We start from the raw sequence: 15,794 nt of genomic DNA on the forward strand, positions 1-15,794 counted from the left end.
ATTCCCTTTCAGTTGATACTTGTTATCCGACTCACCTTTGGAGTACGCATCGACATCACTCGCAGAAGGTTTATTTTTGGTGGTATAGAATTCTGTCCACGGTTCTTCAAATCCATAACCATCCCTAGCTGAACGATAGGCTATGCCATTGTTCTTATACACTGATTTAAATTGGAGTGATGGTGTACTGGTATTCCCCTGACCAATACTAAAATGAACAATAAGTTGGCTATGACCACTATACCTAGCATTATATACACCAGATACAGCATTCCATGGCACTTTATCTTCCGTAAAAGCTTCCGTTAACCCTGTACGAAACGCGCCAACATCAGCCGCGTTCAACGTAACATCTGATGACAATAACTTTCCATTAATCTTTCGGCCATTAGGAACAACATTCTGATTTATGGCATAGTTTCCTTTAGGCTGGTACTTACTGTCAGATTCACCTTTGCTATATACATCTAATTCATTCGGTGAAGGTTTGTGATTTTCTGTGTACACCCTGACCCAACTAGGATTGCCTTCTTTGGTGTTGGAAAATCCGTAATAAACATGTCCACTCACCCAACCCGTTAAAAACCCAGCATAACCCTGAGCCATATCACGGGCTGCAACAACATGCCAATAACCATAATCATTAAATCCGTTCGGTAAACCAGCACTATCTGAACGCACCATTGTCGAGTAACCGATAGGTTGTGCCCATCCACCATCTGGAATAGTGGTCAGTGCAGTCCATGACTTACCCAGATTTGTTGTATCGTTTTTTACAAAATTCTGATTAGTTTCGTCTTTAGAATAGGAATAGCTTTGTAATGCAATCACCCCCGTTTCTGTTGGCAAAGAGGCTACAGAAATATTAGTGCCATTTGGCTCACGGTAAATAAAGTTTATTGGTGCTCCGCCGTGTGGAGAAGTTTCGATAACTGCATAACGGTTATCAGGCTTTTTAAGTACCAGTCCCGAATATTGACCGCCACTATTAACGTGTAAGTGACCTGCAACAATCGTTTCTTTAGAATTTTTTAAGGCATGCTTAGTATCAGATTCACCTTTGGTATAGCTATCTCCTTGCAGTGCAAGTACACCACCTCTTCTGGGGTGCTGGACTTCACCTTTCCAAACTCCATCCTGCTGTACTTTCCATACCCAATTGCCATTACTCTGATAAAAAAAGCTGTTATTATTTCCTGATCCGGTGATTATCTTTGGCGCCCTTATTTCTCCGCTAAAGGTATGGGAAGCAGCATTAGCATAGCCACCTTTTGGCTGATATTTCCCATCGGATTCACCTTTTGTGTAGTGATCTTCCAATATAGCTGCTGTTCCCGATTTTTTCGGGTGCCGTAATTCACCAACGTATTTATCACCAATGTTAGCTAACCAACGAGCATTACCTTCATGAGGTTCTATCCACGTTCTATCTTGATCTTTTTTTCCCGCGACAAATACTGGCGCATATATATTTGCATCAATTGATAGGTTTCCACGATTGTCAGGGGAAGCTAAAACGTAATTGTATGCTTTACCTTCTCTAACTCCTTCAGGTAGAATTTCTGATGATTTTGATAACTGCCCCAGATTCAAGATGGTGGCATTATTAGATTGCTGTACATTAAAGATCAAATTAAATGGATAAGCGCCAAAATGGACATAAACGTCATACTCATCATCTTTTGTATTGATAGTTGCCACGTGATTTGCAGCAGCAATATTTGTTCTATAAATAGATGCGCTAATACCTTTTGGATGATCATTGCCAGAGCGTAAAACAATCTCAGCCATAGCTGCTTGTTGATATTCACCAGTATTAAAGCCACTACCGCCAACGATCTCTATACGTACCGTGCTGGCGGCCTGTGGCATTATAACTGTGGCTATTTTTGTCCAAGTTGCTACATGTGTCCCTAGTGATATCGTAACTGTCTTCCCCTTGAGAAGATTTTCTTTCTCTTTTGCAGAAAGTGTTGCTCTATTAGCGGCATCCTGAGCCTTACTCTCAGAGGCTGCGGCAGATTCTGCTTTTTTAGTTGCTAAATTCGCAGCTTCTTGTGCGGTGTTTTTGGATGAAATAGCTACAGTTTCCGAGGCTTTTGCTGCGGACTGAGCGGCAGAGGCAAGTTTTACTGAATTTGCTGCATTGGTTTCTGAAATTTTTGCAGCATCTTGAGATACTTTAGCTGCCTTTGCCGCATTGGCAGTATTGGTTTCCGATGTTTTAGCAGCGATTTCGCTTGCCCTTGAACTATTCTCTGACAGCTTTGCGGCTTTGGCTGCATTATCGGCAACCTTTGCATCATTTCCCATTTTTGCAAGAGTACTTGCCGCATCTTTTGCCGATTGTTCGGCTGCTAATTTAGATGTGGATGCATTATTTTCTGATGCCTTAGCATTTGTCTCTGAGGTGGAAGCCTTATTTTCTGATGACTTGGCGTTAGTCTCAGACGTTTTCGCTGAATTTGCAGAACTTGCCGAACCGGATGCAGAGGTTGCTGCATTGTTAGCTGAACTTATTGCTTTATTAGCCTCCTGTTCTGCTTTACTTGCAGAAGCAGAAGCGTTAGAGGCAGATTTAGCTGAGGCGTCTTTGGATGCTGCTGCACTAGTTTCTGAGGCTTTTGCTGCTATTTGTGAACTCGCTGCTTGTTTGGCTTTTTCAGTTGCAGAGTTTGAGGAAGATTTAGCATTAGTCTCTGATGACTTAGCGTTAACTTCTGATGATTTTGCGTTAGTCTCAGAGGTCTTAGAGGCAAGTTCAGATGCTTTAGCCGCGTTAGAAAAATTCCCCGCATTAGTTTCAGAAATCTTTGCAGCCGTCTGAGACGCACTTGCTCCGTTAGCTGCGTTCACAGCATTAGTTTCTGATGCCTTAGCCGCTGTTTGTGAAGATACCGCTGCTTTAGCTGAATTGGCCGCATTAATTTCAGATGTCTTGGCATTGGTCTCTGAGGTTTTTGTTGCCGATTGAGATGTGGATGCTGCAACTTGAGAATCATGTGCAGACTTAGTTAAGTTTGCAGCTTGTGTTTCACTGGCCTTCGCCGCTATTTGTGAATCCTTTGCTGCTTTAGCTGAACCAGCCGCATTTGCGGCTTGATTACCTGCATCTGAAATCAGTGTCTTATTTTTATCAAACCATTCTATACGGGCTTTGTGTGCCGCATAAATTGTTTCCAATGAGTCAGCCTTGAAGGTAGTACCGTCATCTCGGACAATAACGACAGGTGATGGTGAGGTTAGCCAATTTCTAATTTCACGGGAATCACCGGATATTGAGTGAAGCAAGGCTGAGAATCGTGCGCTAAATTGCGATAAATCACCTTCGTAAGTGGTGATGATACGACAAGGCTGATCTTTGATTGAATTTCCTTTGTAAGCCTCTACCAGAGTAAGTTCTGTATTACTCTGAACACTTTCAATTTCATATAGGAGATTATCAGCACCAATAAGTACCATACCCGGCATAACACCATATTTTGCCTGCGACCAAAAAGTGCCAACACCAGCAACCGTTTTACTGCCTTTCTCAAAAGAATTAGTACCTTCCCTGTACCACATTCCATACCTCCTTTTAGATATATGATAGGTATTTAATTACTTGAAATAAAAATAATATTAACACACTAAATAAAGCCATTTACAGTAAACCGATCCGAACTCTTAAAACACCTTTTTCATCATAAACATCAATACGGTTATTGGAGATGTTTAACCTTCCCTGTCCAGATGTTTGACCATTCATTTCGAGCTGACCATTCTTGCCAAATCTCCAGCCTGTTTTCCCTGATGAGTAATTATCAGATTGTAAATCGCCAACTTTACCGCTACTTATTGAGCCATCTTTGATATAAGCGGCGTTCATATAGGTAGTGCCATTTTCAACAACAAACGGGGTTGTCACTGTACCATTGTTTACATTTATTAAACCAAATCGATCTGCCTGAACAAGAAATTGCGAGGCATTGTTATTGACTCCTAATGCCATACCCGCTGCATATTTTTTCCCATCTTTAGTTGTTTCTACTTTCAGATTCCAAGAAGCAGAAATTTTGCCATTAATGTCAGCTACTGTTTTTGTAGTCTGCTGAACAATTGCAGCATTTTCGTTAACTTTTGCCTGAACCGTGTCGATCCTATTTCCAAGTGCCGAATCACTATTCGCACGCGCTGTTTGTTCCGCTTTTACTGCTGCTTCATTAGCATTAGTTTTTGCCAGAACTTTAGTTATTTCTCCTGCTAAGGCATCATCTTTACTAGCTCTAGCCGTAGCTTCATTGGATACCGCACTAGCTATATCTTTTTGGGTTTTAGCACTCAACACATTGACACTATCAGCTAAACTTTTATCAGCAGTTGTACGCGCATTTTTTTCTGCCAATACTGCTGCTTCAATATCCTTACTGGTTTGTGCTTTAAGCCGTTCAACACTTTGAGAGAGCGCTTCATCTTTAGTGGCGCGAGTTTTCTTTTCCTCATCAAGTTGAGATTTTATATCTGTCCCTACTTCGCTTCTCAATTGAATAATTTGCTTAGATAATGATTCATCCGCATTCGCCCGTGTTTGTTTTTCTTCATTCAATTGAGCTGCGATGCTTTGGTTTACTTCGCTTTTTAGCTGAGTCATCTGCTTAGACAATGCTTCGTCTGAATTTGCACGGGTTTGCTTTTCTTCATTTAATAGCGCATTGACACTTGTATTGATTTCACTTTTTAACAGAGTAACTTGTCTGGATAATGCTTCATCGGCGTTAGTTCGAGTCTGCTTTTCTTCGTGTAATTGTGCCTTAATGTTTTTATCAACTTCACTTTTTAGCTGAATCACCTGTTTAGATAGTGCTTCATCAGCATTCGTTCGTGTTTGTTTCTCCTCATTCAATTGAGTTGTGATGCTTTGGCTTACTTCACTTTTTAACTGAGTGACTTGTCTGGATAATGCTTCATCGGCGTTAGTTCGCGTCTGTTTTTCCTCACTTAACTGAGCCTTGATATTTTGATCGACTTCACTTTTCAATTGGGTAATTTGTTTAGATAAGGCTCCCTCTGCATTTGCCCGTGCTTGTTTTTCCTCATTCAATTGAGCAGTGATATTTTGACCAATATCACTTTTCAGTTGAGTAACCTGCTTAGATAGAGCCTCATCCGCATTTGCTCTTGCTTGTTTTTCTTCATTCAATTGAGCTTTGACGTTTTGATCTACATCTGTTTTTAGTTGTCTAATCTGCTTAGACAATGCCTCATCAGCACTAGCTCGTGTTTGTTTCTCTTCGTGTAACTGGGCTTTAATACTCTGATCAACATTACTTTTTAGTTGTATGACTTGTTTAGATAGCGCTTCATCCGCACTTGCCCTTGTCTGTTTTTCTTCATGTAACTGTGCTTTGATATTTTGGTCAACTTCACTTTTTAGTTGCGTGACCTGCTTAGAAAGTGCTTCATCTGCATTTGCTCTCGCTTGTTTTTCTTCACTTAGCTGTGCCTTGATGTTTTGGTTTATTTCACTTGTTAATTGTGTAACTTGCTTAGACAATGCTTCATCCGCGCTTGCCCTCGTTTGTTTTTCCTCATTTAGTTGAGCTTTTATGTTTTGATTGAACTCTGCGGTCATTGTTTCTATCTTTTGAGACAATGCTTGCTGTCCGTCTACTATTACTTTCTGGTCAGTGAATATCTTGGCGTTGGTATCACGTTGTTCCCTAACTTCTTCTTCACCTTTTAACGCTGTATCAATAGCTGCCTTAGCAACAGCTTCAACTGAACCAGTAACGCGAGCTATTGTCTTTCCGGCATCAATAGCTGTAGATTCAGCTCTTTTAATGGCAGCATCGTGACTACCTATTTTTGTTTCGATCAATTCAACTTTTTCAGTTGTTGCTTTATCAGCCTCAATACGAGAATTTTTCTCTTCGAACAAGACAGCTTCCATACCGCCTTTTACCGTCTGAATGGCTTCTAAAGTTGAGGCGATCTTTTTATCTTGCTCATCGACAGTACTTTTGATTTTAACAATCTTAGAGGCGTTATTATCTGAGTCTTGCAGAGCTTTTTTAGCATTCTCTTTTACCGTTTCTACGGAAGAGTTTAAGATTTCTTGCGATGCTTTAATTTCATACGTTATTTTGTCAATTTCATGAATTTTTTTATCTGACTCTTCGAACAGATCTTGTATTGCCTCAATTTTTTTCTCCGATACATCAACCGAATCTTGTATCGAGCTAATTTTTTTCTCTGATACATCAACCAAATCTTGTATCGAGCCAATTTTTCTCTCCGACTTATCAACCAAATCTTGTATTGCCTCAAGATCTTCGCTGACAGCTTTGGCGTCTAGTTCTTCCAGTAACTCTTTACCGAGTTCGCTTGATGTGATTTTATTCCTCAAAAAAGACAATATATCTTTCGTAGTTGCACTTGTGCCTAAGTTAGTATTTACAGGGCTTAACATGCCTCGCTTGTTAACCGCTCTTACCCAGTAATACCACGTAACGTCATCGTCCAAACCCGAGTGCGTAAAGGTTGTTGACGGTATTTTTGCCAAAAGGCTCGCTGTCTCGAAATTATTTTTTCGTGAGCCATACACATAAATCGTTTCAAGGTCGATAGCATCAGGGTTTACCCAAGTCAGTACAATTTGTCGGTAGTCTCCGACTGCTGCCAGATTTTTAGGTGCTCCCGGAGGCATCAAAGTACCAAGAGTGGTGTAAGTCGCTGCTAATGTCTCAGTTTTTCTACCAGTAATTGAGATAGCAAAAACTTCGATATCATATCGAGCACTATCCACAACATTCAGTATTTCACATTGGTTGTCAGTAAGTTCCATCCGCACCCAATTGTCTACCACATCACTACGGCGATAACGGAGAACATATTTAGGAGAACGTCCTTCCCAAGACACTATCAATTTCACTGATAGGTTGCCGGGAGATGAGAGATAAGTGGCTTCTGTTATTTCTAGACCTGTAGGCTTACTGAACGTCGGATCTAAGACGCTTGTTTTAGGCGGGATAAGGATTGCGCCACGGTCAATCGCTTCAAATTTAGAGGGATTATGCTCAACACCGGTGATTTCGAACGTACCTTTTTCATCACCTTCTCTGACACTTAATACACGAATCAAAACGGGTTCTAAATCAGGTTCAGTAATCGTCCAAATACCCATTTCCATAGGTTCGTCACCGGTATTAATCGGCTCTTTAAACGTCACTGTCTGGTATTCACCAGTTGGCTCAAGCAAATTACGATCTATCATGCGGCTATCAGTCGTCAGATAGGTTATGAATGCTCCCTCTTTATCAAGTTTTACCGGAGCGTCCAGTGTTATACTATTTTTAGTAAAGGATTTAATACGCCCTGAATTACGCTTACCTGAACGATACTTATCTTGTAGTTTGACCAATTCACCGGGAACCAGAAATGAGCTATCTATTCCAGCCTTGAAGGTAATGACATCTGTCTCCATTTTCGACGTATAAAGTAGCCAAAGGCCAGTTCGATATGCTTGCCCTCGACTGGTACAACCAAACGCCAGCGATTCTGTTTTGCGAATTCCAAAGCGTTTTTTAGCATCCTCATCTTCGATATATTCAACATTTTGTTTGTAAAGATCGTCTTTGTCGTTATAGGTAACAACAGCAACTGTCGGGCGATCTTTTCGAGATGAGCCTTTACGGACAATTTTATCAATGATATTTGCGGCCGAAAACTGCATAACTGGTGTAGACGGACTATCTTGTCGGAGGTTAATCATACCTCCAGCCCAAAAAACCATGCCACGGAATACCGAAGCAATGTCAGAAATGACTTTATACGCTTCCTGACGGTTTGCGATCACTGTATTAATGGTAAATCGTTTTTCTGTTCCTCCGAAGCCATCAGGTACTTCCTGATCACAATAACGTCCTATTTGATAGAATTGTCCCCTGTCTATCATTGATTCATTAACGAAATTTCCCAAGCCATATCGTTTATTCGTAAGCAAGTCATAAAGAATCCACGCAGGGTTAGATGATACCTGAATATCGAAGCCCCCATCCCAATCCCCTTGGTAGGTATTTTCGGTAGGAATATAGTTTGAAGGAACTCTAATTTTCATACCTGAAACAAGGTATGAACGACGAGGCATATTCCCACCAAATTCTCGTGAATCAATAGTAACCCCAACGACCGCACTGTTAGGATAGCCCATTTTCGCAAATACGATTTCTCCGTAGGATGATATTATCGTTTTGTTATGTAAATAATCACTGCTACTATCAGGCGTATACCGAAAAATCCGAATACGATAATTTTTACCGGGTTTAGGTAAATCAATAAAGTATTCACGTAGGAATTTACCGCTCGATTTTTTAGCGACCGTAATCATACTATCTTTATGATCTACTGGTATGACTGGCTTAAATGAATCATTGCCGACGGCTAGTTGGAACTGAAGTTTCACCTCAGCACCATATATATCGCCATCCTCTTTATCAGTCGAAACTAGTCTGGGAAATTCCATAATGATCCGCACTCGGTCAGCGTCATCATTATCAATTTGCAACGTTTTAGGAGTTGTACTTTTAAGCTCTGTCGCAACATTGTAAGGGGTTTCAATATCGTCAAAGCCATCTATTGGCTCTTGATTTTGTTCTCCTCGTCTTTCCCAAAATTTCACTCCATTGAAATTTGGAGAACCATCAGGATTTAACAAAGGCACATTGTCTAAAAAGACTGATTGTCCTCCATTTTTTAAACCACCAATTACGCCTTCGCCCAATAGATCTAGTATTGAGGCGAGTGTCTTAGATTCAACATTGTCTGGCATTTCAACAGGCTGTCTTGGTTGTTCATTACCACCACCACCCGCTCCCGCTATAATCATTTTTTCTTTTTTCATTGCAATCTCCATACCGCAATCAAGTATTTAAATACCTACAATGATGAATAAATTTATAACCAAATACAATTTTAAATATGGTTTGTTAACTACTTTTATTTAAGAGCTCATGGCCTTGGTAATTTTATATCCCATGTCCGTCGGTTCCTCTGGTGGGAGATCAGGTATCAATTGTTCTACTGACAATTTAAGGCTGATTAGCTGAGAACCAACGAGTATTTCTTCACCATAAATAAGGGGAACAGGCGCACCTTGTTCTACGGTATTTTCAGGGCCGTCAAAGTAAGTGGAGTTTTTGCGGTTATCCGCCCCTCCCGTGTTTGGTTTCGGTTGTTTTGACAAAAGAGAAACTACACCACCAGCGAGCATTAACGCACCCTGCAATATCAGTCCAGGTTGCCCAGTGTAAATACCTGCCACAATCAACACTACACCAACCACAACCTGAATAGCCCCCATAACCTTAGCCCCTGCTCCTTGATAGATCGGGGTGATATGAACGTGCACCATGTCTCCATGATTTTCCATTTGGTATTCAGTTTCACTCATATCTCGTACTGTGCCGTTAGCTCTGGTCACACGAATATGATACTTTTGGTACTTTTGCGCATTTTGCTTCATCCACGCTAACAATCCATCTCTATTGCAGTTAATGATGCTAATTCCCTGCCGTACCGTGGTACATCTTACCTTGTGTTCTTTGCCATATTTCTTACCTAACACACCACCAAGTTCAAATGTAACAAGACTAATTTCTTTTACTTGTTCGCTCATAGCAGTTCCTTATGCCGTATGTGATGGATTGTGGTTTTTTGATACATACCACCGTAAATTGCCTTGCAACTTAATCGGTTAGATTGATGATGCAAAATTAGGTTGTCACCGATATAAACCGCACAATGGTCGGGCATCCTTGCTCCTATTTTCATCAGTAATAGGTCACCACGTTTTGGCTGTATTCCATAGGGTAATTTCACAAATCCTTGTTCAGTAATGTTGTCACTGAGAATATCTCTATTGCCGTCCCACCAATTAGGGATATGCAAATGCGAACATGCCCCAACCTGAATATTAAATTCTCGTTGAAGATAATCACGGCATAACATCCAGCAATCAAATACCCCAAAAGCATAAGGTCTTCCCTCATAAGGCATTTCAAAGCCATTTGGGGAAATGACATTTACATCACTAATGATGAATTCACTGTCAATTTCAGAGTTGTAATTCTTTGTCACATTGATGATAAACCACGGAAGTTCTGACGCTTCACAGCCAGCCATATCCGCTTCACTGGCTTTATTGGTTCCATCCGTATGGCTATGCCACACCCCTACAACTTCCCCTCTGCATTCTGCTTCTATCTGATCTTCTGCATCCATAACAAAAAAATTAACGGGGTCTTCTGCAACGTTTTTACACAGCACAAGCTCGTACTTAGCCCCCTTAGTATTGATCAACAACCCACATGCTTCGTTTGGATAAGCTTTGACGGCTGCTTGTTGCATTTGCAAGTACAAACCTGTACTCATCATTTCTTGGATCATGCTCGTGTTGCTCCCGGAAACCCTCCAAACATAATGATGCCATCAGCAAAGTAATTCTTACGCGCTCGACAACTTGACAATCGTTTAGGGCAAAAATCTTCTCCGGCGATAGAAGTTGGTTTGTCGTCTTTATCAAAAGCAGGGCCAGTATATCCACATTCCGCACCTCGATAATCCCACTGACAAGAATTACGGATCACCTGCCTGTTAGGAAGCTGCACTCCCATCAGGTCATAAACAGACGCCAGTTCAAACTCTACTATTTCGCAGGTTTCAAGGTTTTTTTGGTCAATAAACCATACATCATCAGGAAAGTGCTGTTCGGGGTTTGCATCTGGATTGACACCATCAGGAAAGTTTTCAGCATCAAGAAAGCATTGCATCGTTCGCTTGCGTGTCACCTGACAACCTAGCAAATCGTCTTTAGCTTGCAGTTCAGCAGAAATCAATCCATGCAGGTTGACAACTTTTAATTTAGGTCTTGGAAGCTTACCTTCGCCGCTAATATCAAAACCTGTTGCCTTTATTGGCATAGGCTGATAAGTCTTTCCCTGCCATACGACAGGTTGGTTTATATCATTGGTACCAGCGTGAAAATAAAATCTACCTCCACCTGTATTTTTAGGCAGATCGATAATAAAAAACTCAAAGATAGATTCAGGGGATAATAATTGAATTTGCTGTCTGATTGACTTTCCTGTCATTACGTTTCACTCCTTGAAATCGTACTATTTTCTTATCGAGAGACACCACACTTAATCGAACACTTGTCTGAATGTTGCCGTTAGGGTTGCGCTCCCTGTATCTCTTTTTATATTAAAATCCTCACACACAATTAAATAAGTTTTCTTATCTGGAGATACCCAATGAAATGAATCTTTCCCACCATGTTCATAAAGAAAGTCTTCTATTTCTTGAATTAGGGGATATCCCCCCTCAAAAACTAAATTCCATTCGTATTTCCGCCAATTAAATCCCGACGTTAATCGTTGTTCATAACCTTCATCAAACGATTGCTTACTAATGGTGGGCTTAAAACTTTTGCTAGATTCAAACTTCGGATGCCACTTAAAGGTTTTACGTTCCATGTATTACTCCGTTAACATACCACCTGGTCGTTTTTCTTCACTCACGGTTTCAATAACGATTGTTTTAATTTTCTGAGCCATTTCGTTCCATGCTGACTCATCACTTAAATTACTTTTTTCATTTTTATCATTTCCCTGATTCACTACAGAAATAGAGATAACTACATTCTTATCTGAACGTTCCTCTTCACCAATCTCACCACCGGCAATATTCATACTCACAGGAATACTACGACCATCTGGTAGAGGAACATAAGCTTCATTTTGCGCTCCCTCGCCAAATAGAGCTAACTGAGGTGAGGTTGCAATTCCACCTTTGGAATAGGCTTTTAATGGTATAGCTCCAGATGAACTCATAATACCGCCATTCGCAAAAGCTGCGCTTCCCGCCTGCTTCATTGCCGCTGTTGTAGCCGCGAGTGCAAGCTCATATAGAGCAGCAGTAGCTATACCTGCACTCCCGGCTAAAGCAGAGTTCGCAGAAGAAGAAGCTGTTGTAGCAGTTGTATTTGCAGCTTGTGCAGTTGTGCCAGTAATCATTGCCCACAATTGTTGAGCGTAACCAGCAACGGTCGTGAAAATACCCTGTGATTGCATTGTCTGTAATGCACCTGTTGTTTCAGTTGCCGCCTTGCCAAGTTCCTCAGTAGATTTAGACGCAGCATTTTCACCGGGAGATTGAGCGGGGTTAGTAATGCCATCAGTTCCTCCTGTAGCATTAGTACTACCAGAACCACTAAACATGCTCCCTATACTCCCTATTGCACTGCCTACTGTTGAAAGAAGACTTCCGCCAGTCTCTCCACCAGCACCTAACCCCATTCCATTAATCATCGGTGAAATAACCATACTGCGGATAAAACTACGTTGAAGCTCTTTAAAAATAAAATTACCAAAATCAGCAATATCAAATTTGCCGGTCTCAAGAAAATCCATGAGCCTATCTTCTAGATTGTCGAAAACATTCTTCATGTTGTCGTCAATTAGCTTGCCTAGATTCTGGTAATCATATGCCATCTTCGCCGTAGCGGTTTCAGTCATACGCACCATTGCTTCTTCTTTTCCAGCGTGGAATTTTGCTTGCTCTGCTTTTAAATATTCATAAACTTCGGTATTTTTTTCATTTGCCTTGATAATTTTGTCAAAATAATCATCGGCTTCTTGGTAATTTTTTTCAAACTCGCTACGCATTTCTGCAACGGATTGAGTCATATTACTTTTAACTGTATTCGCAAAACCCGCCCATTTTGAAATAAGCTGATCTGCGGAATCTTTGGCTAACGCGTTTCGATAATCTCCCACTGCTGCGGTGATTTCCTCTAGTCCTTTTTTAGCTTTATCTATCTGCTCTTGAGTCAGAATTCCTTCTTCTGGATTAGATGATTTCAGTTTATTAAGGCTCTCAGTTAACGCCTTAATATCTTTGTCATAATTGACAACCGCTGAACTACCAAAACTGACCTTAGCAGCCATACTTTCAGCTTGATCGAGGATCTTTTTATTCTCCGCAGCCATTTTTTCAGCCAGTCTTTTAGCCTTAGCTTCTTTTGACTCTCCCTGATTAGCTTGGCGTTTTCGGTCTGCTTCCCCCTGAATTCGAGCTGCTTTCATCGTTTCATCAACAGACTTTTTGTTTTCTTGTGATAACTCTTTATAAGCGGAAGTTAGATCGTTTACTTTTATGCCTTGTTTTTCTAAGATCTCTACAACCCTTTGGCTTGCTTCTGCCTCCTGACGCGATCTGGCTATCCGACCATCAATGGTTTTAATTTGTTCTCCATTGTTAATTCGGTCACCAAGGGACATTCTGTTTTCATTTTGAGCAAGAGTTTTAAGCTGCTTACCGATTTCATCTTTTGAACCAGAATGGAAAGTCCCATCGATACCTTCAAACCCACTCTTAAATAGATTCACGGCATTTTTCACATCATCATTCTTGTTTTCTATCTCAGCAACAATATCATCCAGTTGCTTACCTAACTCAGCTTTTTGTACTCCAAGAATATCAAGAAAACTTTTATTAGCGGAATTGGCTGCGCCATTAATATCTGTAGATTTTTTTTCAATTGTATTCTTTATTTCTTTACTTTTTTCTATCAATACATCTCTGATTTTTTCTAACCCTGCTTTTTCTTCCTCAGTTTGCTTAATATAAAGCTCACGTTTTTTGTTACCGATTTCTTCTTTAATCTTAGCTTGTTCTTCTGAATTATTTTTAGCCTTTTCAAGACGAGATTTTTGCTCATCATCAAGTTGTTTCATTTGAATTTGAAAATCATCTCGGCTCTGCTCAATCTTAGTAAGATTGTCTTTTTTAATCGCCTCAATCTCTTTTCTGGTAGCTTCTCTTGCTCTTGACATCTTAACTGAATTAATAGTATTCAGAGTTTCCTGATAACGCTTTGAAGCTTTTTTTTGTCCTTCTTCCGCCGCCTTAATTGCCTCATTAACTTCCTTCAATTTGCCTTTATCGTAATAATGACCACTATTTTTAGCTCTCAAGATAGATTTACGTTGGTTCATCAACATTTTGAGCTTTTTATTGGACACATCTAAAGCTTTTTCTTCATCTAAGGCTTTTTCTTTAACCAAATTAAATTGCTCATCGGTGGTCATATCAGGCGTATTACGTGCTGCTTCATAAGCGTCTTTTGCTTTTTTTTCTACCTCACCGAACCACCATGCAAGAGCAATCACAGCTTCAATAACTATTGTGATAGCAGCAACGATAACATTGGCATTCATAGCCATATTTAATCCACGCCAAGCATGAGTCATTTGACCGATTGCTATGGTAGCTATATTCAGTGAGCCTCCCATACGTCGTGAACGCTCTGCAACATTTAAAATATGTTGTCCAAAGCTAACACCACCTGAGATTACAGTTGTAATAGAGCGGTTAAATGAGGTAAGGGAACCAATAGCTGTCTTCATGAAAGATAAAAAGATTTTTGCCCCACCAATTGCCAGTAAAACTTGCAGCAATGAAGTTAATACTGACTTATTATTGACCACCCAAACCATCATTTCCTTAACGGCATCAATTACTTCTTTGGCCATACTGCCGAATTGTTTTCCGTAATAAGAGGCAGAGTCGCTCATCAATAAAGCGTTTATATCCCTCAACGCATCTTTTACTGCATCCATATAGCCAGCATCACCAATAGACTTAGCCAGTAAAGCTGCATTAGTTTTAACCTGAGAAACAAGCCCTGTGTAGGTGTTCATCATCCGTTCGGCTGAGCCACCGTAAGACACCTCCATCATGGCAAACATACCTTTGATTGCTGAATTCGCCTCCACTGTGCCAGTTGAAACTGCCTTTGTTAATTCGCCGACAGTCATGTTCATACTGGCAGCCATAAGATTCATTGCAGAAGGGATTGCTTCACCTAATTGCTGACGTAGTTCCTCCATTGAGACTACGCCTTTTCCTGACATCTGCTGAATAGCAATTGTTGCTCGTTTAAGCAATTCACTATCGCCACCGAATCGAGCCACAGAGTCGATCATGGCATCTAATCCGCCTTTAGTCGGATCGATTCCTGCTGTTTTGAGCTTAACGAAACTGTCGGAAACAGCGTCAATAGAAAAAGGGGCATTTTTCGCTTTATCGACGATGAAGTTGAAATCACGCATTGATTCGGCTGCTTTATCCGAAGATGTAGCCAAGCCTTGTAACATGACTTGCAGGCGTTCTAATTTGCCTGCACTATCAAGAATAGTTTTTTGCCAATCAAAAAGGGCGGTTTTTAGTGTTCCAATTGCAAACGATGCCATATCGATTGTAGTAATCGTATCTGACAATGTGCGACCAAAACCTCTAAATCCGCCCTCTAAACGCTTAACACCCGTACTTGCTTTTGTACCTTGATTGGAAAGACGATTGAGTAAACGACCTGCATTGTCGATCTTTATCTCAAACTCTTTGCTGTCCAGCGACAACCGAAAACCTAGTGAGTCAGCCATCCTTAGCCCCTACCGAATATATTCCTTAATTTCAGTTCGGCATCTGGATCAGCCTCGGCATGGAAAGGTGACAACACCTTTTTCATAATGACCGGCTGCCCCAATCGCTGCTGTAAACTTTTCTCAAATGCCATGTAACTATCCGCCGTTGCTTGAGCACCCCTTGCCGTCTGCAAGCGACGAATATCATCTTCTGACCTGATACGGTCTATGTTCCGACTTAATAGCCAGAACCGTTCAAGCGGCATGGCGATAACCGATTCCGTGGTTTCACCATAAAAAGCAACAACACGACAAAAGTAGAAACCGAAATCG

General features: G+C 40.8%; 7 protein-coding genes and 1 pseudogene. All 8 read right to left on the reverse strand.

Features of this window, described 5'->3' with window-relative positions; genetic code table 11:
* Window positions 1–3,564: pseudogene (locus AACS92_RS05205) on the reverse strand (hypothetical protein); the annotation flags it as partial.
* A gap of 79 nt (window positions 3,565–3,643) precedes the next feature.
* The gene (locus tag AACS92_RS05210) at window positions 3,644–8,878 is read right to left on the reverse strand and encodes a phage tail tip fiber protein (protein ID WP_241537951.1); all 5,235 of its coding nucleotides are present in this window, start codon (window positions 8,876–8,878) and stop codon (window positions 3,644–3,646) included.
* Between the two features lie 99 nt (window positions 8,879–8,977).
* A complete protein-coding gene (locus tag AACS92_RS05215; protein ID WP_193756938.1) occupies window positions 8,978–9,652 on the reverse strand; it encodes a tail assembly protein in 675 nt (224 codons plus the stop codon).
* Window positions 9,649–10,422 carry a C40 family peptidase gene (locus AACS92_RS05220; protein ID WP_241537952.1) on the reverse strand — a complete coding sequence of 258 codons (774 nt, stop codon included), beginning with the start codon at window positions 10,420–10,422 and terminating at the stop codon, window positions 9,649–9,651. The genes AACS92_RS05215 and AACS92_RS05220 overlap by 4 nt, the downstream gene beginning before the upstream one ends.
* Window positions 10,419–11,126 (reverse strand): phage minor tail protein L, encoded by a 708-nt coding sequence (locus AACS92_RS05225; RefSeq protein ID WP_099110282.1) that lies wholly within the window; start codon window positions 11,124–11,126, stop codon window positions 10,419–10,421. Before AACS92_RS05225 ends, AACS92_RS05220 begins: the two co-directional genes overlap by 4 nt.
* Window positions 11,127–11,177: 51 nt before the next feature.
* Entirely contained in the window at window positions 11,178–11,510 is a 333-nt protein-coding gene (locus tag AACS92_RS05230) for a phage tail protein (RefSeq protein WP_099110283.1), read from the reverse strand.
* Window positions 11,511–11,513: 3 nt separating this feature from the next.
* Complete coding sequence (locus AACS92_RS05235) at window positions 11,514–15,479, reverse strand: tape measure protein (protein WP_099110284.1); 3,966 nt, start codon at window positions 15,477–15,479, stop codon at window positions 11,514–11,516.
* Between the two features lie 2 nt (window positions 15,480–15,481).
* Entirely contained in the window at window positions 15,482–15,727 is a 246-nt protein-coding gene (locus AACS92_RS05240) for a hypothetical protein (RefSeq protein ID WP_099110285.1), read from the reverse strand.
* Window positions 15,728–15,794: the final 67 nt, after the last annotated feature.

Source organism: Xenorhabdus sp. KJ12.1 (assembly GCF_963876495.1).
GTDB lineage: Bacteria > Pseudomonadota > Gammaproteobacteria > Enterobacterales > Enterobacteriaceae > Xenorhabdus > Xenorhabdus stockiae.

Excerpts from the sequence above, each read along its gene's own strand:
- AACS92_RS05235 (WP_099110284.1), bottom strand. The coding sequence starts at position 15,479 with ATGGCTGACTCACTAGGTTTTCGGTTGTCGCTGGACAGCAAAGAGTTT.
- AACS92_RS05210 (WP_241537951.1), bottom strand. The coding sequence starts at position 8,878 with ATGAAAAAAGAAAAAATGATTATAGCGGGAGCGGGTGGTGGTGGTAAT.
- AACS92_RS05240 (WP_099110285.1), bottom strand. The coding sequence starts at position 15,727 with ATGCCGCTTGAACGGTTCTGGCTATTAAGTCGGAACATAGACCGTATC.
- AACS92_RS05225 (WP_099110282.1), bottom strand. The coding sequence starts at position 11,126 with ATGACAGGAAAGTCAATCAGACAGCAAATTCAATTATTATCCCCTGAA.
- AACS92_RS05230 (WP_099110283.1), bottom strand. The coding sequence starts at position 11,510 with ATGGAACGTAAAACCTTTAAGTGGCATCCGAAGTTTGAATCTAGCAAA.
- AACS92_RS05215 (WP_193756938.1), bottom strand. The coding sequence starts at position 9,652 with ATGAGCGAACAAGTAAAAGAAATTAGTCTTGTTACATTTGAACTTGGT.
- AACS92_RS05220 (WP_241537952.1), bottom strand. The coding sequence starts at position 10,422 with ATGATCCAAGAAATGATGAGTACAGGTTTGTACTTGCAAATGCAACAA.